Source organism: Sinorhizobium sp. 8-89, from assembly GCF_030124325.1.
Lineage (GTDB): Bacteria > Pseudomonadota > Alphaproteobacteria > Rhizobiales > Rhizobiaceae > Sinorhizobium.
The window spans coordinates 13,509-36,475 of the sequence record NZ_JASKLR010000009.1 but is presented as its reverse complement, the minus strand read 5'-3'; the positions used below and the strand labels follow the sequence as shown (position 1 = coordinate 36,475).

Genomic DNA, 22,967 nt, shown 5'->3' with positions numbered 1-22,967 from the left:
CACACGCCGCCGCAGACGGTCCGGCAAGACCGGGCACGTATCGAGGGCACAGTGAACATGGACGGGCAACGAAAGGCCGATCCCGGCAAGCCTGTGTTCTCCCGTTTTCGGGATCTGAACCGAGAGCAATTGAACGTGGAACTCCAGGTTCACACCAGTTGGACCGACGGGCAGGCGACGGTGCTCGAAGTCCTGCACGCGGCCAATGAACGCGGTCTCGCTGAGCTTGCCTTCACGGAGCATGTTCGAGAAGGCACGTCGTGGTTTCCTGACTTCAAGGCCGAGATTCTTTCCGCTGCGCGCGGGTTCGATGGTTTGCGCGTCTATGTCGGCTGCGAGACGAAAGCCATGGATGACAATGGCCGGCTGGATGTGTCGCAGTCTGTGCTCGACGCATGCGATATCGTTCTCGGTGTCGTTCATCGGCTCCCGGACGGCCAAGGCGGCTATCTGGATTTCAAACAACTGTCATTCGACGAGACGTCCGAAATCGAATTCCGGCTTTCGATGGGAATGATCGCAAATGCGCCGATCGATGTCCTTGGGCACCCGGGTGGAATGAGCCTTAGGCGGCACGGCCAGTTTCCGGAGAGGTATTATCGCGCGTTGATGACGGCGACGCTCGAGCGGCGGATCGCGATCGAGATCAACTCCTCGTATCTGGTCGATATGCCTGCGTTTCTGGCCCTGTGCGAAGAGGTCAACCCGTTTGTTTCGATCGGTTCGGATGCGCACAAGTTGGACGAATTGGGCCGCTGCAGGGATCAGCTGCTTGAACTGGGGGTAGGGCGATCATGAAGGTCTTCATCACGGGTGCCGGCGCCCTCCTCGGGCAGGGCATCATTCGCGCCTTACGGCGCTCGACCCTGAACGCGACGATCGTCGCGGGGGATCCAAGCCCGCTCTCGGCCGGCCTCTACTGGGGCGATGTCGCCTACCTTGTCCCGATGGCGAAGGACCCTGCATATCTGGACAGGCTGGGCGACCTGCTGCGGGCCGAGCGGCCCGACATCCTCATTCCCGGAACCGATGTCGAGCTCCCGATTCTCTCAGCCAATCGCGAAGCGATCGAGAGGACCTATGGAACCAAGGTGATCATCAGCTCGCCTCGTGTCGTATCCATAGCAAACGACAAATGGCTCACCTCCGAGTTCCTCCGGGAGCAGGGGTTGGGGTTCGTTCCTTCGTGTTTGCCGGGTGACGAGGAGGCCCTGATCGAACAGTGCGGCTTTCCCCTCGTCGTCAAGCCGCGGGTCGGCGCCAGGTCGATCGGCTTCAGCGTCGTGCGTGACCGGGAGCAATTGAAGAGAGCCATAGCCGAGCAGGCCGGGATCGTCATACAGAAATATGTCGGCTCGGAAGCGACCGAATACACTGCGGGCACGCTGACCTTCGATGGGAAATGCCGCGCGACAATCGTCATGCGGAGAGATCTTCGTGATGGCAACACTTACCGGGCTTTTGCCGAAGCCTTTCCTGCTCTGAATGACGCGATGGCGCGGGCGGCCGACGCTCTTGGCGCCTACGGTCCGGCGAACTTCCAGTTCCGGCTGGACGAAGGTGTTCCCCGCATTTTCGAGATCAATGCGCGGTTCTCCGGGACGACGGCCGTCAGGATCCATGCAGGGTTCAACGAGGTGGAGATGTCGATCCGGCATATCGTCTTCGGCGAGCCAGTCGAGCAGCCGGAGATCATGTCGGTGACGATATTGCGGCACTGGTCGGAGACCGTGGTGAGACCCGGCGATTTGATCACGGCCACCGGGCGGCTGCAGGAAGAAGCCTAGGCGGCCAGCACGGGAAGGCGAGGTTCGACACAGATGCAGCTCGTTGTTACCGGCGCGACAGGGTTTATCGCTTCGAGACTGATTGGACAGGCACTCTCAAAAGGTTACCAGGTCACCGCCCTCGCGCGCGACCCGGACCGTGTGGCATCGAGAAAAAGCTCTCGTTTGCAAATCGAAAAATGGTCGATTGGTGACCCATTGCCGGCGGTGATGAACGCTGACGCCATTCTTCATCTGGCCGCGTACATTCCCGCCGCTCTCACCGACGCGCATCAGGCCGCGAAATGTTTCGAGGTCAACACGAATGGTGCGTTGCGGGTCGCGATGGATGCCGCTTCGCAGGGTGCGAAGAGGTTTGTCTTCTTCGGATCGGGGCAGGTGTATACGCCCGCGCCCGTACCGGCGTCTGAGACGAGCCCGGCTTTTCCGGTGGATCGCGCCAGCTATTATCTGGCGAGCAAGCTCTCGGCGGAAATTTGCCTGCTGGCTTTCGGAACGGCAAACGCTATGCCGGTGACGGTGCTTCGCCTCGCTTCCGTTTATGGTCCCGGCATGCATGGCTCGGGGATGGTGCCGACGTTCATCCGTGCGCTCCGGAGCGGGCGTTCCGTGGCTATACGAGACGGCGGCCGATATAGCGTCGACTTGGTGTTTGTCGATGACGTCGTTTCACTGGCTCTGGAAGCGGTCAAGAAAGAAAAGGCGGGAGTGTTCAATGCCGGCAGCGGGCACGGCTGCACGTCGCTGGAAGCGGCTCAAATCATCGCCGATGTCCTTGGAGCGGATCCGAACTTGGTCAACGTCGACGGCGAGCGGGGGAACGGAAGCACGACTGGCTTTGCGACGCTGAACGTCGCCAAGGCGGCCGAGCAGTTGGGTTACAGCCCACGCGCCTTTCGCGAAGGCATCGAAGCATGGAAGGCAGAGACAGGGCTGGCCGACTTCCGGAACGGGAGCGCGCAAGGCTGAACCCTGACAGCGCGGTGCGTCTTTTGAGACGCGCAAAGGTTGCTGTAACACTTTGAATTGCTGCACGGATTTCATCGTCGAATCCATTCCGGTTTAAGGAATCATGCAGTAGTGCGCCGCAAGCAGGATGCGGGCGGAAGACCGCCCGCACCTTTTTTCATCCCGCACCGGGCGGCCCACGTCAGGCGAAGAGAAAATCGCTCCTCGAAAAGTTGGACGCGGAGAGACTGCCGTTCGGATCATCCAAGAGGATGGAAAACGCATTGCCCACGGAGTCATAACCCTTTATCAGCACGTCGCCGCCGGCTGCGTCAGAAGCGTAGACGGTGCCCTTGGCGCCGGAACTCGAGTATTGGGTGATCCCGAGTTTCTCGATGACAAGGAAATCGACCCCGTCTTGGAAATCCATAACGGTATCCCGACCGCTGAGCGCCGGGGTCGCCTTGAAGATGAAGCGATCGGAATCTGCTCCACCCCAAAGAATGTCGCTTCCCGCCTCGCCCATAAGAGTGTCTTTTCCCGAATCACCGCGCAGCGTGTCGTTGCCGTCGCCGGAATACAGGAAGTCGTTGCCGGTGCCGCCGTAAAGGACGTCGTCGCCTCCTTCACCCGACAGCGTATCATTGCCGTCATCGCCGTAGGCCAGATCGTTTCCGGCACCGACCGAAATCCTGTCGTTGCCCAGGCCGCCGTGGGCTTCGTCGATGCCGCTTTCGGAGTCGAGCACATCATATCCGTCGCCGCCGTCGAGATAGTTGTTCCCGTCGCCGGCGTCGACGATGTCGTCGCCGATGCCGCCATAGACGCGGTCGTTGCCAGATTGACCCTTCAGCGCATCATTGCCCTCTTCGCCGTATATCGTGTCGTTTCCGGCACCGCCTCCTACGGCCTGCTGCGTGAGTTGTCCGGTTGCGGGATTTATTCGATTATTGAATCCATCATTGCCCGAGCCGGCATAAATGATATCGTCGCCATCGCCTGCGTCGATGTACTCTTCGCCCGCTCCACCATAGATCTTGTCGTTTCCAAGACCGCCGAGAAACTTGTCATGGCCATCGCCACCGTCGAGCGTGTCGTTGCCGTCGCCGCCATCAAAGATGTCGTTACCCAGCCCACCGATGAAAGTGTCGAAACCGAGGCCGCCATCAAAACGGTCGTTGCCGTCGCCGCCGTCGGCATAGTCGTCGCCCGTACCAGCCTTGATCAAGTCATTGCCGAGGCCGCCAAAAATTCTGTCGTTCCCATCTCTACCCTCGAGGTAATCGTCTCCGGCATAGCCCCAGATCTCGTCGTTACCCAGGGTGCCGAGAATCGAGTTGGTAAGATTGGTTCCCTTTAATAGCATCATAATCTCCTAGCAGTTGCAGGAGGGCGGGTAATCTGCGAATGGGGCGCAAAAGTGATCTCAGCGTAAAAGACGCCCGTCGACGCAGAAGGCGCAGTATTTTACAGTGGAAAACTAATCTATACCACTTATCGTGGAATATATCGATGTTTCGCAACTGCTTTATGAACGAAAAGCGAAAAAGGTTTCTTAAGGGCTGGCAATTTTAACGGGAAATATAGAGAGAGATGCACGATAACTGCGTGCATGAGTTTGGGTTAATGCATTAGAAACTCTACATATTTTTCGGTGACCGCAGTGATTGCGTATTCATTTTCGACGCGCTGCCGTGCGTTGCGGGCGTAGCGCGCATACTTGGCAGCCGGCAGGTCAAGAATTCGGCGGATGGCAATGGCGAGAGCTTCGGGATCTCGGGCGGGCACGGCGATTCCGGCATTTCCCGCCACGGCGGCGGCATCGCCGACGTCGGTCGTCACGATCGGCTTGCCGTAGCTCATGGCTTCGGCAATGACATTGGGAAAGCCTTCGGTCCTCGAGGAAAGAACCAAAAGGTCGATGCTTTGATAGAACTTCGCCATGTCGGTGATTTCCCCGCGGAGGTCAACCGCGTGAACTGGAAGCCCTGCCTGCGCCATGAGTTCGACCACAGCGGGGTTGTCGCGCGACAACCCGTTTCCTGCCGCGGAAAAGACTGCCTGCGGGTGGGTCTGGATGACTGAAGCCGCAGCCTTGAAGAAGGTCCCATGATCCTTCTGCGGATGAAAGCGGCCGACAATGCCAATCCGCCTGGCGGCGGCTGCCGACGGGGAGGGCGGGAGGCGGGGAAGTTCGAATCCGTTCGGGATTACGATGGCATTCCGATTTGCGTAGCCATACTTGCGATGCAAGTCGAGGGCGCGGGCGCTATTGTAGATGATCCCCGATGGCAGATTCGACAACAATCTCGCCATCGCAATTGCCAGGCGCGAACTGCGCGTGAGGGAGGCAGGGTCATCAAGGGATTGACGAACGTTCCAGAAGACTTTTGCCCCGTGCTGGGCGATGCGCGCAGCGACGGTGCCGGCGATCATCGCGTGGTACATCCAGCACAGGATTACGTCGGGCCGCTCCTTCTTGATCAGCCGAGAGAGGCGTAGAACTGCGCCCGTGAGCGCGGCGAGGGAGGCGGCCTCAAGCGAAACGTAGACGACCCTCGGATTATCGGCGAGGCGACGGTTCCGTTCCGATATGCCGATGAGCGACACGACGATGATACGCTCGTCGGTCGAACTGTGTAGCAGACGTGCCAGCATCGTTTCTGCGCCTGCACTGGCTGTAAAGTTGGTAATGACATGCATTATCATTTGAGCGCCCTAGCTCGCCACTGCCGATCCTGCTGCGCCCTGGAAGAACGCCCTCAATCTGCCAAGTTCATGCCGGCGAACAGCATCCGGTTGATCATGTGCACGTCGAACTTGGTCTCTGCCATTTCCCGTGATTGCCTGCCCATCTTTTCCGCCAACTCCGGGCTCCCGGCATAGCAGGCCATTGCATTTGCGAGACCGACGATGTCGCGCGCCTTGACGACCATGCCGTTCACTCCCGGCTGCACCGTGTCGCGGCAACCCGGCAGATCCGTGGTAATGACGGCTCGTCCTGTGGCCAAAGCTTCGAGGATGCTTCGCGGAATGCCTTCGCGATAGTAGGACGGCAGGACGAAAACGTTGCACGCTGTAAGGTAAGGCCGGACGTCCGCGGTCGTGCCGAGATAGTCCAATACCCCCTCGCGCACCCAGCCGTCGATTTCCTCGCGGGAGATGGCCGTCGGATTGCTGTCGAAATGGCCGAGCAGTTGAAACTTGGCATTTGGGAAAGATCGACGCACGATCCGGGCGGCTTCGACATACTCCACAACGCCCTTGTCGCGCAGGAGCCGGGCGATCATCAGGAAAGTCGGCCCGCTCCGAGGCGGTATAGAGAATGTGAAATGGTCCAGATCGACGCCAGATCCGGGGATCTTTGTCGGGGAGAGGTCGTCCCCCAACATTCGGTAGCGGCGAATGTCGTCGGCATCTGCGTCGTTATAGACAAAGACCACCCGGGCGCCCCGAAGCGCCAAACGATACAGCCGGACGCACAAATGGCGAATAGCCCGCGCTTTGAACGAGTGACCGGCCGCGTCCGAGAACACGTGGCCGAGGCCGGTCACGAGGAAGCAGCGCTCCTTTATCCCGAGGGCCCTGGCCGCGATTCCGGCGTAGATGATCGGCTTCATGGTGTAGGGAAGGACTATGTCCGGTTTCAGCCGCCTGAAGTGCTGTCGCAGCGACCAAAAGGTCCGGATGTCGTCCAATGGGTTGAGTCCGGTTCGCGCCATGTGGATGCGAACGAAACGCACGCCGATCCGGGCGAGCTCCTGCTCGACCCGCGGGTCGTTTTCGGGAGCGAAGGCTATGACGTCGTGTCCGGCAGCCACCAATCGCTTCAGCAATTCGAGCCGAAAGATCACGAGAGATGCCGTCAAGCTGGCGACGACGGCGATCACGCGTTTCTGCCGGGGCGGGTATGCTGCGCCGGCGGGTTTTGCCGAATGGGCCGCAATCTGCTCGACTGCGGTGCGCGAAACCTGCTCAACAAGCTTCAAGGCTTACCTCCCGGATTCGACTCCACCTCGAGAATTGAGACATCCGCGCCCGGCTCTCCTGCTCCGCGGGGTTGTCCGCATTCGCAGGCAGGAGGCGGTGCGTGTCCCGGCCCGCAGAATCCGAGCAGCCACTATCGCGGGCACCCACAGCTGCATTGCACGATCCGCCCTTACCAACCGCGCCTGTCATCCTTTAATTGCCCGGAAAGCGGAGCTCCCCGCGGGTGCCCTTGCGGTAGCCAGCTCGCGATGTGCGTGCCTTGGCCTTGATGTGGTCCTTCGGCCGCCGGGGCATGCGCTTGCTCGCGGCCCTGGGCTTGCGATCAGCCTCGTGCTCATATCGTGGAAGCAACTCGCGCATGACTGCCACGACGTCCGTCTCGTTGCCCCGCTCCGAATGGCGCTGCAGGCGTGCGAAGGCGTCCTTCAGAGTCGGCAAGGGTATGGGCTCCGGCACCGCGCCGAGGACGCCCGGCACCGGCGAGTTGATGCGCTTGTCGGTTTCGTCGAAAAGCTCCTCGAAGAGCTTTTCGCCCGGCCGGCAACCGATGATCTTGATTTCGATATCCTGATCCGGCGTGAAGCCGGCCAACCGGATCATCCGGCGGGCGATATCGATGATCTTGATCGGCTCGCCCATGTCGAGGACGAAGATCTCGCCCTGTCCGAGCTGCTTTTCGAAGCCATAAGCCGAAGCCTGCAGTGTCAGTTCGACAGCTTCCCGGATCGTCATGAAGAACCGCGTCATGTTTTGATCGGTCACGGTCAACGGGCCGCCTCTTGCAAGTTGGCGCTTGAAAAGCGGGATCAGCGAACCGCTCGACCCGAGGACATTGCCGAAGCGAACCGTCATGAAGCGTGGCCCCTGGCCCGTTTCGAGGCCGTTCAGGTCGAGCGCCTGGCAATAAAGCTCCGCAAGGCGCTTCGTCGCGCCCATGACGCTGGTTGAATTCACCACCTTGTCGGTCGAGATCTGAACCATGGCGAGCGTGCCAAATTTCTTCGCCGCATTAGCGACATTCATGGTGCCGATGACGTTGGTGAGTACGCCCTCGCAGGGGTTCAACTGCACCATGGGCACATGTTTCAGGGCGGCCGCATGAAAGACCAGCTCAGGCCGATGCCGCGCGAATATCTCCTCAACCCGCTGGCTGCGGCGGACACTGCAGAGATAGCTCCATCGCGATACGTCCGGGAAGCTTTCGTTCAGCGCCATGTCAATCGCGTAAAGATTGTATTCGGTGTTGTCGATCAGCACGAGTTCCGCCGGTTCACAGGCGGCGACCTGCGACGTCAGCTCGCTGCCGATCGAACCGCCCGCTCCGGTGATGAGCACGCGCCGGCCGCGAACGAGGCGACCGATTGCCTCGCGGTCGAGCGCCGCCTGGGGGCGCTCCAGCAGGTCGGTCAGTTCGATGGACCGCAGTTCGTAGGGGTTGTCGCCCTTTGCGCGCTTGAGTTCGGTCATCTGCGACAGGCGCGAGACGGCAATCCCAAGTTTTTCGGCGGAGCGCAGGAGGTTATCCGATGCCTCCTCGCCGAAAGCCGCAGGGGCTTCCGTGAAGACTATGTGACGCGGCTGCTTGTTGAGCTGCTGCAAATCCGTCACCACCTGCTCGAAATCCTCGATGCGTCCGGCAATCGGCACGCCGCGCAGGCTCATGCCGATCTGGTCCTCATTCCTGTCGAGGCAGGCGACCGGAATATATGTGGCGTTGGGATCGCGTGCGAGCGCCCGCAAATAGAGGTCGGCCGCGTCGCCCGCGCCCACCAGCAGCAACGGTATGCGGTGATCGTTTTCTGCCCCTTTGTTGCGTCCGTTCCTGAAAACGGGTCGCGCCAGCGGGATTTCCTCTGCGCGAAAGCTCAGCCGTGCGGCGGCAAGGAATGCGATCAGGAGCAGCGACTGCATCGGCACGACGGTTCGTGGGATATCGGTCAGCCTCGTGGAGAAGAATAGGAGCGAAACAAGCAGCAGGGATGTCAGGAGTACCGCGCGAAGGATGATGAAAAGATCGGAAATGGAACCGTATTTCCAGTTTCGGCTGTAGAGTCCGGACAAGGGGAAAACGAGTGCGCAGATGACGAGGTACTGTGCGCCCGACCATAACAGGACGGAGGCTGTTTCCGGTCTCGTCTTGAGCTCGGCGACGCCGTAGCGCAACAACAAGGCCACGGCGAGCGCGATGGCTGCTGATCCGAGATCGGCAAGGTACAGGGCGGAACATTTGTGAACGCTGCGAACAGCGCCGCGGATGCGTCGGCTGCCTATGTCGACCGCCGCTCCCCATACCGCCAACAGCATCTTGGCGGTGCCTTTTCCCGCCTCTTCTCTCCGTAATATCGATGGCAGCATCAAGAAACGATCACGAACTGCCTTAGCGGCTGTGTGTATACGCAGCATGAAGGCCCCTTCCTGAAAAGCTGTAAGCCCCACCGACCTGCTCAACGACGCTGCACCTCTCCCCCACAAACTAAATGGTGGCCCAAGGTTGCTGTCTATTGGTTGTCCCGTTGACTGGCTCGAGAGGCTAGATAAATTAACTTCAACAAAATATAGGTGACCGCGACTGATTAGGTCACGGCGCAAAATGTCCTTGGCATATTCGAATTCTGTAATAAAAAAGCATGTAATTAACTGGTTGTAAATAGTCTTCGGCGAATCCGCCCAATTATAGTTTTCTGACAAACCGGGCCGCTGAGTGCCTGGTGGTTTCCCTCCAGGCGAGCCGCTCGCAACGAACGGCAAAGTTGAATTCCGCTATGCGCATTGAAGTCAATCGAATGCACGCGACGTGCTTTATGTCCTTGCTTCGCGCATGTTGTTGGCCAGTTGTTGCCCATTTTGGGCGACATTGGTCAGAGGCGAAACGTCACCGTTCGGTTCAAATAATAATTGATGGGGAAGATAGCTCCGAGCGTGACGATCTGAGCCGCGATGTAGGGCAGCACAGCCAAAAGGCTGTTGAAGAGAACGGCATTCGCCGCCAGCGTGCAGAGCGTCAGCACGGCAAAACGTGGAGCCGCAACGGTGTGCTTCGATTTCGACCTGAATGTCACACGGTGCTGAAGACTATAGTTGACCATGACCGAGATTGAGAGCGCCAACGTTGACGCCACCACGGCGTTCATGTCCGCAAGTTCTATGAACAAGGTGAGCAAGCACACCTGCAGCAGCGCCGCGCAACCGCCGACAAATGCGTATCGCAGCACGCGCACCGCAAAGATCGCTCTCAGAACCCCTCCCACAAGAGACAATTGCCGCGTGATGTTGCGCCTGAGGCGAGATGCTGCGCCGGCATAAGGTTCGCCAGGCAGGGGGCCCAGCGGTTGCAGTCGAGAACCCGGCGCTGCCGCCCCGTCGGCCGAGGCACAGTCGCCGAGTTTCGCGACATAAGGGAACCTCCGTCTGCTAAGCATGATGTGCCTCGTACAAGGTGCCGAGATCCGTTCGGGAATTGGGGCGCATCAGGAGCTCGTTGAAGTGGTTGATCGTTTTCAGCAGGCCCTCCTTCAGGCCGATCCTGGGTGACCATTCGAGCTGTTCTTTTGCTCGCGAGATATCCGGGCGCCGTCTGCAAGGATCGTCCTGGGGCAATGGCCGATACACGATACGTGACCTGGACCCGGTGAGATCGATGATCAACTCCGCCAGTTCGCGCATGGAAATTTCGTTGGGGTTGCCGATGTTAATCGGGCCGGTCACATCAAACGGCGAATCCATCAGACGCAGCAAGGCGGCGACGGTGTCATCGACGTAACAGAAGGATCGCGTCTGCGAGCCGTCCCCATGGACGGTTATGTCGGCATCGAGCAGTGCCTGGACGATAAAGCTCGAAACAACACGGCCATCGCTCGGATGCGTACGGGGCCCATAGGTATTGAAGATGCGCGCAACTTTGATCGCTGTTTGGTGCTGCCGCCTGTAATCGAAGAATAGCGCTTCGGCGCAACGTTTGCCTTCATCGTAGCAGGAGCGAGGCCCGATAGGGTTGACGTTGCCCCAGTAGTCCTCGGTCTGTGGGTGAACGGAGGGGTCTCCGTAGACCTCCGACGTGGAGGCCTGAAGAACATTGATCTTCAGCCGCTTGGCAAGGCCGAGCATGTTTATCGCGCCTTGCACGCTTGTCCGCGTGGTCTTCACCGGGTCGAACTGGTAGTGCACGGGAGAAGCCGGGCAGGCAAGATTGAAGATCTTGTCCACCTCCACGTAGAGGGGCATCGTCACATCGTGCCTCAAAAGCTCGAAACGCGGATGGGAAAGGAGTTCTTCCACATTGGCGCGCGACCCAGTAAAAAAATTATCGACGCACAGGACGTCTGCTCCGCCTTCGATCAACCGCTCGCAAAGGTGCGACCCGATGAAGCCGCACCCTCCAGTTACCAATACGCGATTTGTAAATTGACGCCCCATTACGCTTACCTCATCTGAAGCGGCTGGCAGCGGGATGGCACCCCAGTTTCCGGCCAGCGACCAGAGTCTGACGTCCACATCCGCGCCCCAACGCAAACGCGCTCTAAAACTTCATGCAGCCCGTCACCGGGCCAACCCTCTTTTCGCCAGCTCGGCGGCTGCATGCTCGAACCGGTCGTCCGCCTTCTGCTCTTCTGCCCAGGCGATCAGATCCTCGATGCCGGATTCGAGCTCGACGCTAGGCTTGTAGCCGAGGCAGCGCTGGATCTTGCTTATGTCGGCGTAGCAATGCCGGACATCGCCCTCCCTGAACTTGTTCTCTATCTGGGGAGCAATGTCGCGCCGCATTTTCCGGGCGAGGATGATCGCGACGTCTTTGATCGACGTCGGGCGACCGGTGCCCACATTGAAGACATGGCCATTCGCCTCGTCTTTCGCGAGAGCAAGCGAAATAGCCTGCACGATGTCGTTTACATGCACAAAATCTCGCGTCTGGTTGCCGTCCTCAAAAACGACCGGACGGTTATTGTTCAGCAGACGGGAAGAGAAGATCGCAGCGACCCCGGTATAGGGATTGCCCAGCGACTGCCGAGGACCGTAGATGTTGAAGAAGCGAAGCGCCACGGCGGGAATGTCGTAGGCTCTGCCGACGACCAAGCACATTTCCTCCTGATCCCTCTTGGAAATGGCGTAGATCGAGGTCGGCAGGACCGGCTTCGCCTCGTTGGTCGGTATAGGCGTTGCGGTTCGATCACAGATCGGACAGCGCACCTCCCAATCGCCACGCCTCATTTGCTCCGCCTCACGAAGCGTCGGTGTGACATCGCCGCAATGGCTGCACCGCGCTCCACCTTCGCCGTAGATCGACATCGACGACGCAACGACCAGCTTCTTTACGCTGTGCTTGCGGGACGCCAGCAGTTCCAGGAGGACTGCCGTTCCAACCGTATTGTGATCGACATAACGATGGATCTCGTACATCGACTGGCCGACACCCACCTGCGCGGCGAGATGGACAACGGCGTCGACGTCCTTCAAGGCAGCGTCGAGTTGGGCAGGATTGCGAGTGTCACCAAAAATGATCTCGACTCCCTTCATAGGTAATCCGTTCGGCTGCAACAAGGCGCCAAGATTACCCCGGGATCCAGAATGAACTTGGGGTTCGTAATTATCGAAGATTCGTATGTCGTGTCCGGATTTGTGAAGGTTCTCGCATAAAAATGAGCCTACGAACCCTGCGCCTCCTGTGACGAGTATCTTCATGGCATGGTTCCCTATGTTTAAAAAAATTGTTATGTTTAAAATTCGTATTTACCCCGGTAATTCTGCCACACGATTTTTAGTACATCAAATCCATACTGGACTGGTTTCAGATGCGACTTTTCATCCGCGTAGCGTGTGGGTATCGCAATTTCCTTGATCCGTAACTTACGCTTTCCCGCCATCATGATCATTTCACCATCGAAATGGAATGTATCACTGAGGCGAACGAAGGGAATAGTTTCGAGGCACCGGCGGGAATAAAGCATGTAGCCGCTGTGGTATTCGCTCACGCGAAGGCCGTAAGCCAGATTCTCTATCGTGGTAAGCGCTTTGTTGGCGATATACTTGTACATCGGCATGCCGCCCTTCAGCGCGCCGCCCTCGAGCATGCGCGACCCGATGACGAGATCTGCCTCACCCCTTTCCAGCGGCGCGAGCAAACGGGGCAGCAGTTCCGGCGCGTATTGCCCATCGGCGTGCAGGAGTGCCACGATGTCGGCGCCTTGAGCCAAGGCATGCGAAAAACCGGTCTTCTGCGCTTGGGCGTAACCCTTGTTCTGAGGATGCTCGATTACTTCCGCGTTTGCCCGTGAACGAGCAATTCTGCGCGCGACGTCGCCCGTTCCGTCGGAACTGCCGTCGTTCACGACGACAATCCGGAGGTCTTTTTCGTAAATTTCCCTTGGAATTCTCTCGAACACGCTTTCGAGTGTCAGAGCGGCTTGATAAGCGGGGATAACAATAAAAATCTTCTTCTGAAGCATGACGATCCGTACTCCCGTTACATTCTTCTCGGTGCACCAATCCTGTAAGCCAATGTCCAATTTCGGCGATGCTTTGACGGCCCCTTCACGGCAAAACCTGCATCTCGGTTGCGCGGGTTGCTGAGCGATAGATCCGCCCGTCAGCAAGAGTTTCCTGCTCGACGAGCGGAACGGAATTAAGAAGGTCGTTCTCGCTGACCAGGTAGTCTCGCCAGTCCACGCCGTAGATGAAGACGACGTAGGCGTCGCCTTCCGCAATACGGCGACGCATAGCGTCCATCTGCTGCGCAAAGGGCATACTTGCCTCATCCCGGCCAGACAGGTGATTGAAGCGGCGCGGTATGTACGCCGCGCTGCGCCTCAGGCGGAATTCAACCAAGTCCGGTGCGTTGGAATAGATTGCGGCAGACGCCGGCAGTTTGCTCGCGGATGCGAGTACGGGCGACGTGGACCAGCTTTTGTGAGCGTATCCCTGACCCGATTCATAGGTGGCTACTGTGAACACAGTCGTTCGGACGAGGTTTGACGCCCCGATCACAGCCGCGAAGCCGGCCAGGACGATCGCGAGTTTGCGGTGGCGCGCAAAATCAGGTCTGCTCGCTCCGAAGGGAGTGATGACGGCGAGTGCGAGAAAGACATAGAGCGGCAGGAGAAACCGTCCGGTGAGGGTCAGTCGATACTGAATCATCACGGAGAGAATCAGGAACAGCAGATACAAGATCGAAAGGAGATTGAATACGACGGGAACAAGCGCATGCGGTCGTGCGCGTTGCGCGGAGGATAGGCGCAGCCACGCGAGCGCGTAGTTCACGGCAATGAAAACGACGACAACGCTGGCGAAGGCAAGAAACAGGAGGCGAATGACCGGCCCGGCCGCGGATGGCAGGAGCATCGTCGACAGGGAGCCTGCCGTCCGGATCCAGTATGCCAGATCAGTGTCGCCCAGTAGTTCCAGCGAACGTCCAGTCGAGTCGCCGGATGTCAGCTCACTCGCGATCAGCCATGATCCGAAGACAGCACCGCACGCACCGGTCATCACAGCACAATCGACTAGCCGTCGCGTAAGGCTTCCGCCACCCGCGAATAGCCTCAGGATTGCAAAAACTGGAAGAAGCGGAGCAGCAGCAAATCGCGTCAGCATCGCGAGTCCTACAATGGCCCCCACAAGTGCAGCACTTGCGACACGATTGTCTTGCATCGCCCTGAGAAAAACGAGGACGGAGGCGAGGGTCAACGCGATAAACAACGGCTCCGTCATTGCGACCGAGTGAAATTCGACGAAGACCGGATGGCCAACGATCAGGGCCGTGCCCAATGCGGCCCAGGTCGGGGTCAGCTGCGCAAGAAGCAGCAACCGAAGAATCAACACCGTATTGACGACATAAAGAAACCAGTTGAGCCACCAGGCCGCCGCCACGAGCTCGATCTGAGCGAGTGCCGTGAATTGCAGCAACCAAGTATAGAGCGGAGCGAAATGACGCGCGCTTCCTATGCGCATGTACGCCACTGAGTCAGGCAGAATTCCTATTCCGTGTGACGTCGTTGCAAAGAACAGCAGGGAGACTGCCAATGAAAGGACGACAGCCGCGACGAGTTGCGCCCTCGCATGAACGGGAGCCAGTGCATCGTTGGCGGTTCCCGCCGAACCTGATTGCACGTGCAGTTGTTGTTCTCGCTTCATACAGCCGCCGCTCCCATTTCTGGTGCGTTCGTTTGGCTTAAACGTGCTGACAGAGGTGGAATTCACCCCACAAAGGACTTTGTTCTTTGCCGCAACCGAAAAACCCGGTCAGGCAGAGTAACAGCCTCGATCGAAATCTTCGCTAAGCCCCCATCATGCGCGTGATATGCCCGCGAACTTAAAAAATACTCGCGCTCCATTGGCCAAGCGCGTAAATCAGTCCTTGAAAGCGATTTTGTACGCAATTACACAGCCGCGGCTATAAAGTCACCGCTCAACAGCTTTGATAATCGCATAGTCGTGCGACAATGTCGACTACCTAATATATCCAACGCTTGTCCGCCACCGAGCCTGGCTGCCCGATCGGTATCTGCTTGCGATGCATGTCTTATTTGTCGCGAGACCTGGCCAAAGGGTCTGAGAATCTGCTATTCACAGATCGTCTCGCTCGTTGGAAGTGTCCTTTCTTTCGATCCGGCGCCGGTGATCAACCTGCCGCCGCCACGCGCCTAGAGACGGTCCAGGGGACCGTTCGCTTTCGTCTACGACGCAACGAGCCTCATATATCCAAAGACATATGGTGCGGTCTGAATGAAGAAGATAGTCTCAGAACTGTACTTCAAACTTTGACATCAAACGTTCAACGAATTGTAATTGATCGCGTGCCACCCAGCCGGCCATTGCCATTGTGATCACGGCGCCAGCCCCTCTCTTTTATCGACGTGGGCACAACATGCAGACGCGAAGCGTTATCGAGATTGTCGAGTCTGGGGGGCGATTGCCTACAGAATTGATTGTTGCCGGATATTGGGCAAGCCAAGCCGGTCTCGTGGCGTTTGTCCTCAACGGTGTCACGCCCCAGGCGATCAATTTCGTTCTGGACCCGATCGTGACAACGCTGCCGTTATCAATCCCCGGCGTGCTTTATATCGACATTAGCGACAGGGCGCGCGTGGGCGAGGCAGTGATGGGCGCCGAGGAGATTTATGGGGCGTCCAAGATCTTTCATCATCTGACAGGTTGCTATGGCATCGCGCCGAGCCTTGTCCTGTCGGTTGCCGTGGCCATTCCGAAGCTGGAAAGTCGCACTCTTATGTCCGGGCGGGACTCCCGCGCGCCAAGGATTGCAGAGCCGGAGATTGCGGCGGCCATCCACGCACCGAATCGCCTCGGCTGGCGTGCGACTGGCTCGATAAGGCGGTCATGCGAACTGCTACAGACGTCCGGCAGTACGCTTTAATTCAAACATCATGCAATGTTGGCTCTTATTGGCTTGCGTTCCATGGGCTAGTCGAGTTCAAAGCACTCTTTGTAGTCCTGCCGCAGGGCCGACGGCTGATCCTCTTTCCGCAGAAAGCAGTTGCCGACGACGAGACATTCGATCTCGGTGCCCATAAAACAGCGGAATGCATCTTCCGGGGTGCACACAATGGGCTCGCCGCGCACGTTGAAGCTGGTATTGACCAGTACGGGACAGCCGGTTCGCTCCTTGAACGCGCTTAGCAGTTCCCAGTAGCGCGGATTCGTGTCGTGATGCACCGTCTGCACCCGGGCTGAATAATCGACATGCGTGACGGCCGGAATCTCCGATCGTGGAACGTTCAGGCGGTCTATGCCGAACAACGCCGCCTCGTCAGGACCGAGGGGCAACCTCCGCCGGTCGAGCACATCGCCCACGAGCAGCATGTAGGGGCTGTCGGTGTCGATATCGAACCATTCCGCCACGTCCTCGCGCCTCACCGAAGGGGCAAAGGGACGGAAGCTCTCGCGGTATTTGACCTTGAGATTGAGTGTTTTCTGCATTATCGGAGAGCGCGGATCGCCGAGTATCGACCTTCCGCCCAAGGCCCGAGGCCCGAATTCCATTCGCCCCTGCATCCACCCGACCGCCTTGCCCTGCACCAGGCCCTCGACGGTGTCGGCAATAATCTCACTATCCGACAAGACCTTGTAGACCGCGCCGGCTGCGGCAAGGCGCCGCTCGATCTCGCCCTGGTCGTATGCCGGACCGAGATAGGCGCCTGCCATACCGTCTCGCCCATTGGCAAGACGGTCTTTTCCAAGATGTCCATGCCATGCTGCCAGTGCCGCGCCCACGGCGCCGCCTGCGTCGCCCGCCGCCGGCTGGATCCAGATGTCGTCGAAAATGCGGTTCTTCAGCAACTTGCCATTGGCAACGCAGTTCAAGGCGACGCCGCCAGCCAGGCACAGATGGCGCTCGCCTGTTTCCTGCCTGGCAAAGCGGGCGAGCTTCAGAACAACTTCCTCGGTCACCGCCTGTATCGAGGCCGCCAGATCCATCTCCCGCTGGGTCAAGGGAGTTTCGGGTTTTCGCGGTTCCGCGCCGAAAAGCCGGTGGAATGCGGGCGAGGTCATGGTGAGACCGGTGCAATAATCGAAATAGCGCTGATCGACCCGGAACGAGCCGTCGTCTTTGAGGTCGATCAGATTGTCCAGGATCGTCTGGGCAAAGCGGGGGCGGCCGTAAGGCGCCAGGCCCATCAGCTTGTACTCGCCGGAGTTCACCTTGAAACCGGTATAGTACGTGAACGCGGAGTAAAGCAGACCGAGAGAATGCGGAAAACGGATTTCCTTTATGATTTCGAGGCTGTTGCCACGACCGAGGCCGAGCGAGGTCGTACACCACTCGCCCACCCCATCCATCGTCAAAACCGCGGCGCTTGCGAAAGGCGATGGGAAGAAGGCGCTCGCCGCGTGTGCCAGATGATGCTCGGTGAACAGAAGCGATCCGGACCATTCCTTCGATCCAGCGAGCTTGCCCAAGTGCTTGCGCAACAGGTTCTTCTGAAACAGTTTCTCCTTGATCCAGAGCGGCATCGCCATCCTGAAGGAACGAAACCCGCGCGGACTTGTCGCGAGATAAGTCTCCAGCAATCGCTCGAATTTCAGGAACGGCTTGTCATAGAAGACGACATGATCGACGTCCGCCATGCTGCAACCTGCCTCCGCCAGGCAATAGGCCAAGGCATTGGCCGGAAAGCTGGCGTCGTGCTTCTTGCGTGTAAATCGTTCCTCCTGAGCGGCCGCCACGATGCGTCCGTCCTCGATCAGGGCCGCCGCACTGTCGTGATAAAACGCCGAAATACCGAGAATACGCATGGACGGACTCGGATCAGAACAAGGTGTAGATGAACGGTGCCACCGCCGTGCCCTGGGTCAAGACCACCAATGCACCGAAAACGCCGAAGATGATGAATATCGGCAAGAGCCAAAACTTCTTGCGGGCACCCATATAAGCCCAGAGTTCGCTTATCAGTTCCATGTCGCATTTCCCCCATCATGATCCGACGACGGTCTTGCCGCGTCAGAGCCCCCGCCTGCGTTCAGAACTGATTGCGCATCGTCTCCGGATCCGGTTCATGCGGTGAACGCTTAATCCAGTAAGTGTCGACGCCTTTATCAAATGAAGCGGCGAGCGGATCGTAGCCGCGTAGCCTCAAGAAAAGCCCGATCGGAACGAACGCCGCGATATAGATCAGCAGCATCACCGCGGGATTGACGATCTTGAACAGCAACAGGCCAAGCTTGGTCCATAGCCGGTTCGGGATGGCGAGCCAGTCGGGTGCGGCGAACGCCAACAGGACGAGGACACCACCAATGACGGCAATCCCTAAAGAGATCGCTGTCAGCCCACCGCTGATGAGCCATCTCACGAGCACGAAAGCGAGAAGAATGCCTCCGACCGTATAACCGAAGCTGCGGTTGGAGGGTCCCTCCGGTATATGCTCGAGGAAAGCTTCGTGAGACTTGTTCATTGGGCACTTCCTAAGCGGCCAGTGCTAATTTCTAAAATACTATACGGCGCAAATTGCAGTCGCGCCTTGTTTGAAAGGAATAAAGGAGAATGGTATAGAACAAGCGGGGGTCGAGCCAGTCAATATACCATTAGATATAGACGGCAGCCGACGCGTAGTTCCGGCCGAAACGATATAGCAGCTTGAAACAGGCCGTCGATCAGAGTCCGATCTTCTCCCAATTCGGGGAGACTCGATAGGCAGAAGCAGGTATATTCCGCTTACGCAAAAATGCCCCTGTATTAATTTCTATTCTGAATCCATTTGTGTGAGTTCAAGTGCAAAAGACAATACTCTTATCAGCCAAAGCCGTCAGGAAAGACAAGTCGAAATCCGCCGCCTGAATGCGGCGGTCGGCAAGCGCACCTCTTACTGAACGGTTTGCGAGAGGGGACAAGGCGTCATGATTAAGCGGCATCTCGGACTTGTGGTATGTGCCCTTCCGGGTCTGTACCTGTTGGCAAGCCCCATCTACGCTCTGCTGCATTACCAACTGTTCGCAGCTGAAACCCCGCATTTCATCCGTTACGTGCTGATCCCGGGCCTGCTGGCGATAGCCTTCTTCGCCGTGGGCCTGTTTGCCAAGCCGCGCTTTTCCGCACTTGTCGGCATTTGCGGCTCGAGCGTGTTGCTGGCCCTCTTCCTCTTTGAGGCGATGCATACGGTCTCGGTCGTGTCCGTCCGGTTGGGCATGCTCGGCCAACTCAGCGAGGCGCAGGCCGAAACGCTCAAGCGCAACAAGAATGTGGTTCCTGGCTTCACACTTCGTGGACTGAACCGGCTTTCCGGCACAAACCAACTTTCCGAGGCGCTGCTGTCGGGCTTTCCGTCGACGCAAGTGGTGCTGTGCACGTCCAAAAGCGGCGTCGTCAGCTACACCGCGGATCGGTACGGCTTCAATAATCCCGACGACGTGTATAACCGCCGCGTGGACCTGATGCTCCTCGGGGACTCGTTCGTCGAGGGCTTCTGCTTGCCCCCGGGGGAGGACCTTGCGTCGAGGCTGCGGGCGGGGGGGCTCAGCACCGCGAGCATAGGCATACGAGGAAACGGTCCGCTGATTGAGCTCGCAATCCTCGGCCGTTTTGGTGAAATTTTGCGACCCCGTCACGTGATGATGGTCTTCTTCGAAGGCAATGACTGGGAGAATTTGGAGCGGGAACTTGCAGTGCCGTGGCTTCGCACCGCGCTTTCGCCGGATGCGGACTATGGTTTGCAAACGACCGCGCAAGAGACCATGCGTCAGGCTCGAAGCATTTTGGCGGAGCGCCAGAGCGCCGGAGTGACGAGTGTGCAGCTTTTCACGAAAACAGCCTTGCTTCGCAATTTTGTCGCACTGCAGCAAACTCTCACGAGGCTCGGGCTGGTCTATCCCAAGATTACCCCAGATAACCCGGATTTCAGACGAATCTTGCACCGTGCGAAAGCACTTACCGAGAGCTGGGGCGGCTCCTTTACGCTGGTCTACGTACCCAGGATCGACCGTTTCATCGGACCGTTCTCATCAGATAGGCCGTTTGACCCACTGAGGAGGAAGGTTCGCGATGCTGCCGCTGCCGAAGGCATCGAGGTAATCGATATCCATGAGGCCATTCGCGCCCAAGCCGAGCCTGTTCTCATGTATGCGCCCGACGCCCATTTCAGTCCCGCTGGGGCCAAATTTGCCGCAAACGAGATTCTCCGCCGGGTGGAGGCGCTGGCACAAGGCACCCGGGAAACCGTAGAGAAGAAGTGAGCTGCAGATCGCGCGGAGCGTTCCCGCGTCAGCTGCTCGCCCCCGGGCGCCGCTGCAACGCTGTCAGCCGGAGCCAAGGTGCAGCCGTTGCGAAATATTGGCGAGCTCCACGCGTGTCGTGATGTTGAGCTTGCCGTAGACACTATGAAGGTGGAGTTTGACGGTGCCGGGGGCTATCCCAAGCCGGGCGGCTATTTCGCGGCTGCGCAAACCTGCGGCTGCGAGGCGGGACACCTCGAGTTCGCGGGGCGTCAACTTCTGCATGATCGAGCGACGTTCGGCCTCGCGTTCCCGGATGCGATCAATCGCAGCACCCAAACCTTGATCCGCGACATAGGTGCGGCCCGCGATCACTGCGCGTATGCACTCAACAAGCGCACCCGGCGCCTGCTCCTTGAGGACGATGCCGCTCACACCATTTCGCATCGCTTCTGCAAGTTCTTCATCGCTGATATCAGCGGTAAGAATGACGCAAGCCAGTTCCGGCCGGTCGCGGCGAAGGCGACGAACAAGGTCCAGCCCGTCCATTTCCGGCATGCGCAGATCGATGACGACGAGATCGACTGGCTTGGTCGAGACAGCCTCGATCGCATCTGCGGCAGTTCTGCATGTCGCAACCACTTGCAAACCGGGTTCGGCGTCGATCAAACGGCGCAACCCGTCCAGGACTATCAAGTGATCATCGACGACTACGATGCGCGAACTCATGGATGAGCCGGGATCTTGATGGTTATCCTCGTCCATTGCTCCACCTTGTCGATCGAGAGTTCTCCACCCCATGTCGCCACGCGCTCACGCAGGCTTCGTGGACCGACCTTGCTGCTCTCCAGTTCGGCGTGCTCAAGGCGCCGGTCAAAGCCGAAGCCCGTTCCGTCGTCGTCCACAGTCAAGATCACTGTTCCGGCATCGAGACAAAGCCGGGCCTTGAGCGTTCGCGCATTCCCGTGACGTACGGCGTTGGCGCACGCCTCCGCGATCATGCGCGCCAGCTCGTCGATCACTGCTGCCTGCAACCGAAGGTCCTCAGGTTCCAGAGAAAAGCGAAAGTCTATCGACCATTGCTGCCGCAGACGTTCAGCCAGGGCTTCCAATCGAGGCGCGAGCTGGCGGTCACCGGCGCGGTCATCATGAGATCCCGGTTCAAGCGCGCGGATGAGAGCGCGAAGATCTCTCTGTTCCTCGAAAAGCATCGCCTGGATAGCCGTCAGACGCCTGTCGATCTCGTCGAGGTCGGGCTTTGACGAGCGCAGGGCTTGAAGCTGCAGGGCCGTGCCCGCCAGTGTTTGCAGCACTCCGTCGTGAATATCGCGCCCAATTTTTATGCGCTCCTCAAGCGCGGCGGCATCGCTGAGACGGCGCAGCAATATCGCCTGTTCGAAGAGTGTCTTCAATCGGTCCGCGACGATTTCGGCCATGGCAACGTCATCGAGTGTCTGCGCCGGCGGATCGAGGAGAAAAAGGCGAGCCTCGACGTCGCTCACCTCGAATTGCACCGAAATCGCGGAAACGATCGAGAATTCGGCGATGAGAGCCGGAGAAATTGGCGACCCGCCTCCGCGCCAGCGATCGAAACGTCCCCCGCCGCGATGGATGAGGGCTCGGGAGCGCTTTGCGTCGATGATCAGAAGACTTGTCTCCTGCAGCGCCTCGGGAGTCCATGGCAGATAGGCGGATGGCGACAAATGCCTAACCTCGAATGTGCCGTTCTGCCATATCGCGAGGTTGGTCCAGGGCTCGTCACCATCACTCCAGATCAGCAGCGCGCGTGGCACACGCATCACCTGCGCCGCATAATCCAATGCCGCCTTGGCCGGCCAATCGCGCCCGTCGGACGCGGAGGGCGTCCGCTCGACCAGTCGCAACAACTCAGAGCGCACCGCCTCCTGATGCGTCCCGAGCCACGTCAGAAGAAGGGTTGCCATCAGCAGGAAGAGAATGAACGACAGCGCGATTGCAGCGTCCACGTCCGACCTGAACAGCCAGGCGGTATTCGAAAGCGCCAGGTATGCCAGGACCGCAAGGCCAACGAGACCGGTCCATAGGGCGCCGCGCCAGAGCCAATGCAGCGTCGCTGTCAGTTGGACAAAGGGCATGAGCATGAAGACCGGACCAGACACGCGACCTTCAAGAAACGCCAAGGCAATCAAAGTGGCGACATCGATAACATGCCGTATGAGGGTGCCCCGGACCTGATGGACCTGTGCTTTCCAAACGAAATGGGCGGCAACGATGGCGTAGGCGAGATAAGCCACCAACAGCCAGAAGACGAAGTCCGAGCGGGCGGGCCGGATCGTGGCATCCAGCCATGTAAGCCAGAGGCTGCCAATCGCCAGGACAATTCGAGCAATGGCGATCACGCCATCCGAGCGGGCCCTGAATGTATTCATCCACGTCTGGCGACCGGTCGGCGTGGCCAGTCCGCCTTGGGACGCTGCTGTAGAAATCGCGGCCGCCCAGCGCTTCACCGCCACCGCCCATCCTTTCAGCGTTACAAACCACTGGCGGGGACTGAACGCCCCCTGCAGGAAGGCCCGCGACACTCTCATTTCGGCTCCTGTGCCGATAAATTGC

19 protein-coding genes are annotated in these 22,967 nt (G+C 58.8%); 5 read left to right on the top strand and 14 right to left on the bottom strand.

Translation table 11 applies throughout. From position 1 onward, the window contains the following. The first annotated feature begins 57 nt into the window (after nt 1-57). From QN219_RS18080 to QN219_RS18070, 3 genes are read left to right on the top strand one after another with little or no spacing between them, the layout of a single operon-like run. Complete coding sequence (locus QN219_RS18080) at nt 58-798, top strand: PHP domain-containing protein (protein ID WP_284001183.1); 741 nt, start codon at nt 58-60, stop codon at nt 796-798. Further along, nucleotides 795-1,787 carry an ATP-grasp domain-containing protein gene (locus tag QN219_RS18075; RefSeq protein ID WP_284001180.1) on the top strand — a complete coding sequence of 331 codons (993 nt, stop codon included), beginning with the start codon at nt 795-797 and terminating at the stop codon, nt 1,785-1,787. The genes QN219_RS18080 and QN219_RS18075 overlap by 4 nt, the downstream gene beginning before the upstream one ends. Nucleotides 1,788-1,820: 33 nt before the next feature. Continuing rightward, on the top strand, nt 1,821-2,756 hold the full coding sequence (locus QN219_RS18070; RefSeq protein WP_284001178.1) for an NAD(P)-dependent oxidoreductase: 936 nt from the start codon (nt 1,821-1,823) through the stop codon (nt 2,754-2,756). Nucleotides 2,757-2,937: 181 nt separating this feature from the next. Here QN219_RS18070 and QN219_RS18065 read toward each other — a convergent pair whose 3' ends face one another. The 9 genes from QN219_RS18065 to QN219_RS18025 form a co-directional block, all read right to left on the bottom strand. Next, on the bottom strand, nt 2,938-4,101 hold the full coding sequence (locus QN219_RS18065; protein WP_284001176.1) for a calcium-binding protein: 1,164 nt from the start codon (nt 4,099-4,101) through the stop codon (nt 2,938-2,940). 257 nt (nt 4,102-4,358) lie between these two features. Beyond that, complete coding sequence (locus tag QN219_RS18060) at nt 4,359-5,444, bottom strand: glycosyltransferase (protein ID WP_284001173.1); 1,086 nt, start codon at nt 5,442-5,444, stop codon at nt 4,359-4,361. A 53-nt stretch (nt 5,445-5,497) separates the two neighbouring features. After that, nucleotides 5,498-6,724 carry a glycosyltransferase family 4 protein gene (locus tag QN219_RS18055; RefSeq protein WP_284001172.1) on the bottom strand — a complete coding sequence of 409 codons (1,227 nt, stop codon included), beginning with the start codon at nt 6,722-6,724 and terminating at the stop codon, nt 5,498-5,500. A gap of 193 nt (nt 6,725-6,917) precedes the next feature. Beyond that, nucleotides 6,918-9,029, bottom strand: a complete 2,112-nt coding sequence (locus QN219_RS18050; protein ID WP_284001381.1) for a nucleoside-diphosphate sugar epimerase/dehydratase — start codon at nt 9,027-9,029, stop codon at nt 6,918-6,920. Between the two features lie 554 nt (nt 9,030-9,583). Beyond that, nucleotides 9,584-10,144 carry a GtrA family protein gene (locus QN219_RS18045; RefSeq protein ID WP_284001171.1) on the bottom strand — a complete coding sequence of 187 codons (561 nt, stop codon included), beginning with the start codon at nt 10,142-10,144 and terminating at the stop codon, nt 9,584-9,586. Then, the gene (locus QN219_RS18040) at nt 10,137-11,138 is read right to left on the bottom strand and encodes an SDR family oxidoreductase (protein ID WP_284001380.1); all 1,002 of its coding nucleotides are present in this window, start codon (nt 11,136-11,138) and stop codon (nt 10,137-10,139) included. Before QN219_RS18040 ends, QN219_RS18045 begins: the two co-directional genes overlap by 8 nt. Nucleotides 11,139-11,261: 123 nt before the next feature. Beyond that, nucleotides 11,262-12,401: an NAD-dependent epimerase/dehydratase family protein gene (locus tag QN219_RS18035; RefSeq protein ID WP_284001170.1), complete on the bottom strand. Its 1,140-nt coding sequence runs from the start codon at nt 12,399-12,401 to the stop codon at nt 11,262-11,264. A gap of 35 nt (nt 12,402-12,436) precedes the next feature. Beyond that, on the bottom strand, nt 12,437-13,165 hold the full coding sequence (locus QN219_RS18030) for a glycosyltransferase family 2 protein (RefSeq protein WP_284001168.1): 729 nt from the start codon (nt 13,163-13,165) through the stop codon (nt 12,437-12,439). A gap of 85 nt (nt 13,166-13,250) precedes the next feature. Further along, nucleotides 13,251-14,663, bottom strand: a complete 1,413-nt coding sequence (locus QN219_RS18025) for a hypothetical protein (RefSeq protein ID WP_284001166.1) — start codon at nt 14,661-14,663, stop codon at nt 13,251-13,253. Nucleotides 14,664-15,579: 916 nt separating this feature from the next. Between QN219_RS18025 and QN219_RS18020 the strand changes: the two genes are divergently transcribed. Further along, entirely contained in the window at nt 15,580-16,086 is a 507-nt protein-coding gene (locus QN219_RS18020) for a hypothetical protein (RefSeq protein ID WP_284001164.1), read from the top strand. 47 nt (nt 16,087-16,133) lie between these two features. Here QN219_RS18020 and QN219_RS18015 read toward each other — a convergent pair whose 3' ends face one another. The 3 genes from QN219_RS18015 to QN219_RS18005 form a co-directional block, all read right to left on the bottom strand. Next, nucleotides 16,134-17,966, bottom strand: coding sequence for a carbamoyltransferase (locus QN219_RS18015; protein ID WP_284001162.1), 1,833 nt, complete (start codon nt 17,964-17,966; stop codon nt 16,134-16,136). 13 nt (nt 17,967-17,979) lie between these two features. After that, nucleotides 17,980-18,129, bottom strand: a complete 150-nt coding sequence (locus QN219_RS18010) for a DUF5989 family protein (RefSeq protein WP_284001161.1) — start codon at nt 18,127-18,129, stop codon at nt 17,980-17,982. Nucleotides 18,130-18,190: 61 nt separating this feature from the next. Next, complete coding sequence (locus tag QN219_RS18005) at nt 18,191-18,622, bottom strand: hypothetical protein (RefSeq protein WP_284001159.1); 432 nt, start codon at nt 18,620-18,622, stop codon at nt 18,191-18,193. A gap of 442 nt (nt 18,623-19,064) precedes the next feature. On the opposite strand from QN219_RS18005, the gene QN219_RS18000 reads away from it, so the two are divergent. Further along, the gene (locus tag QN219_RS18000; RefSeq protein WP_284001158.1) at nt 19,065-20,396 is read left to right on the top strand and encodes a GDSL-type esterase/lipase family protein; all 1,332 of its coding nucleotides are present in this window, start codon (nt 19,065-19,067) and stop codon (nt 20,394-20,396) included. A 63-nt stretch (nt 20,397-20,459) separates the two neighbouring features. Here QN219_RS18000 and QN219_RS17995 read toward each other — a convergent pair whose 3' ends face one another. After that, entirely contained in the window at nt 20,460-21,140 is a 681-nt protein-coding gene (locus QN219_RS17995; RefSeq protein WP_309486600.1) for a response regulator transcription factor, read from the bottom strand. Next, the gene (locus QN219_RS17990) at nt 21,101-22,942 is read right to left on the bottom strand and encodes a sensor histidine kinase (protein ID WP_284001156.1); all 1,842 of its coding nucleotides are present in this window, start codon (nt 22,940-22,942) and stop codon (nt 21,101-21,103) included. Before QN219_RS17990 ends, QN219_RS17995 begins: the two co-directional genes overlap by 40 nt. Between the last annotated feature and the right edge of the window lie 25 nt (nt 22,943-22,967).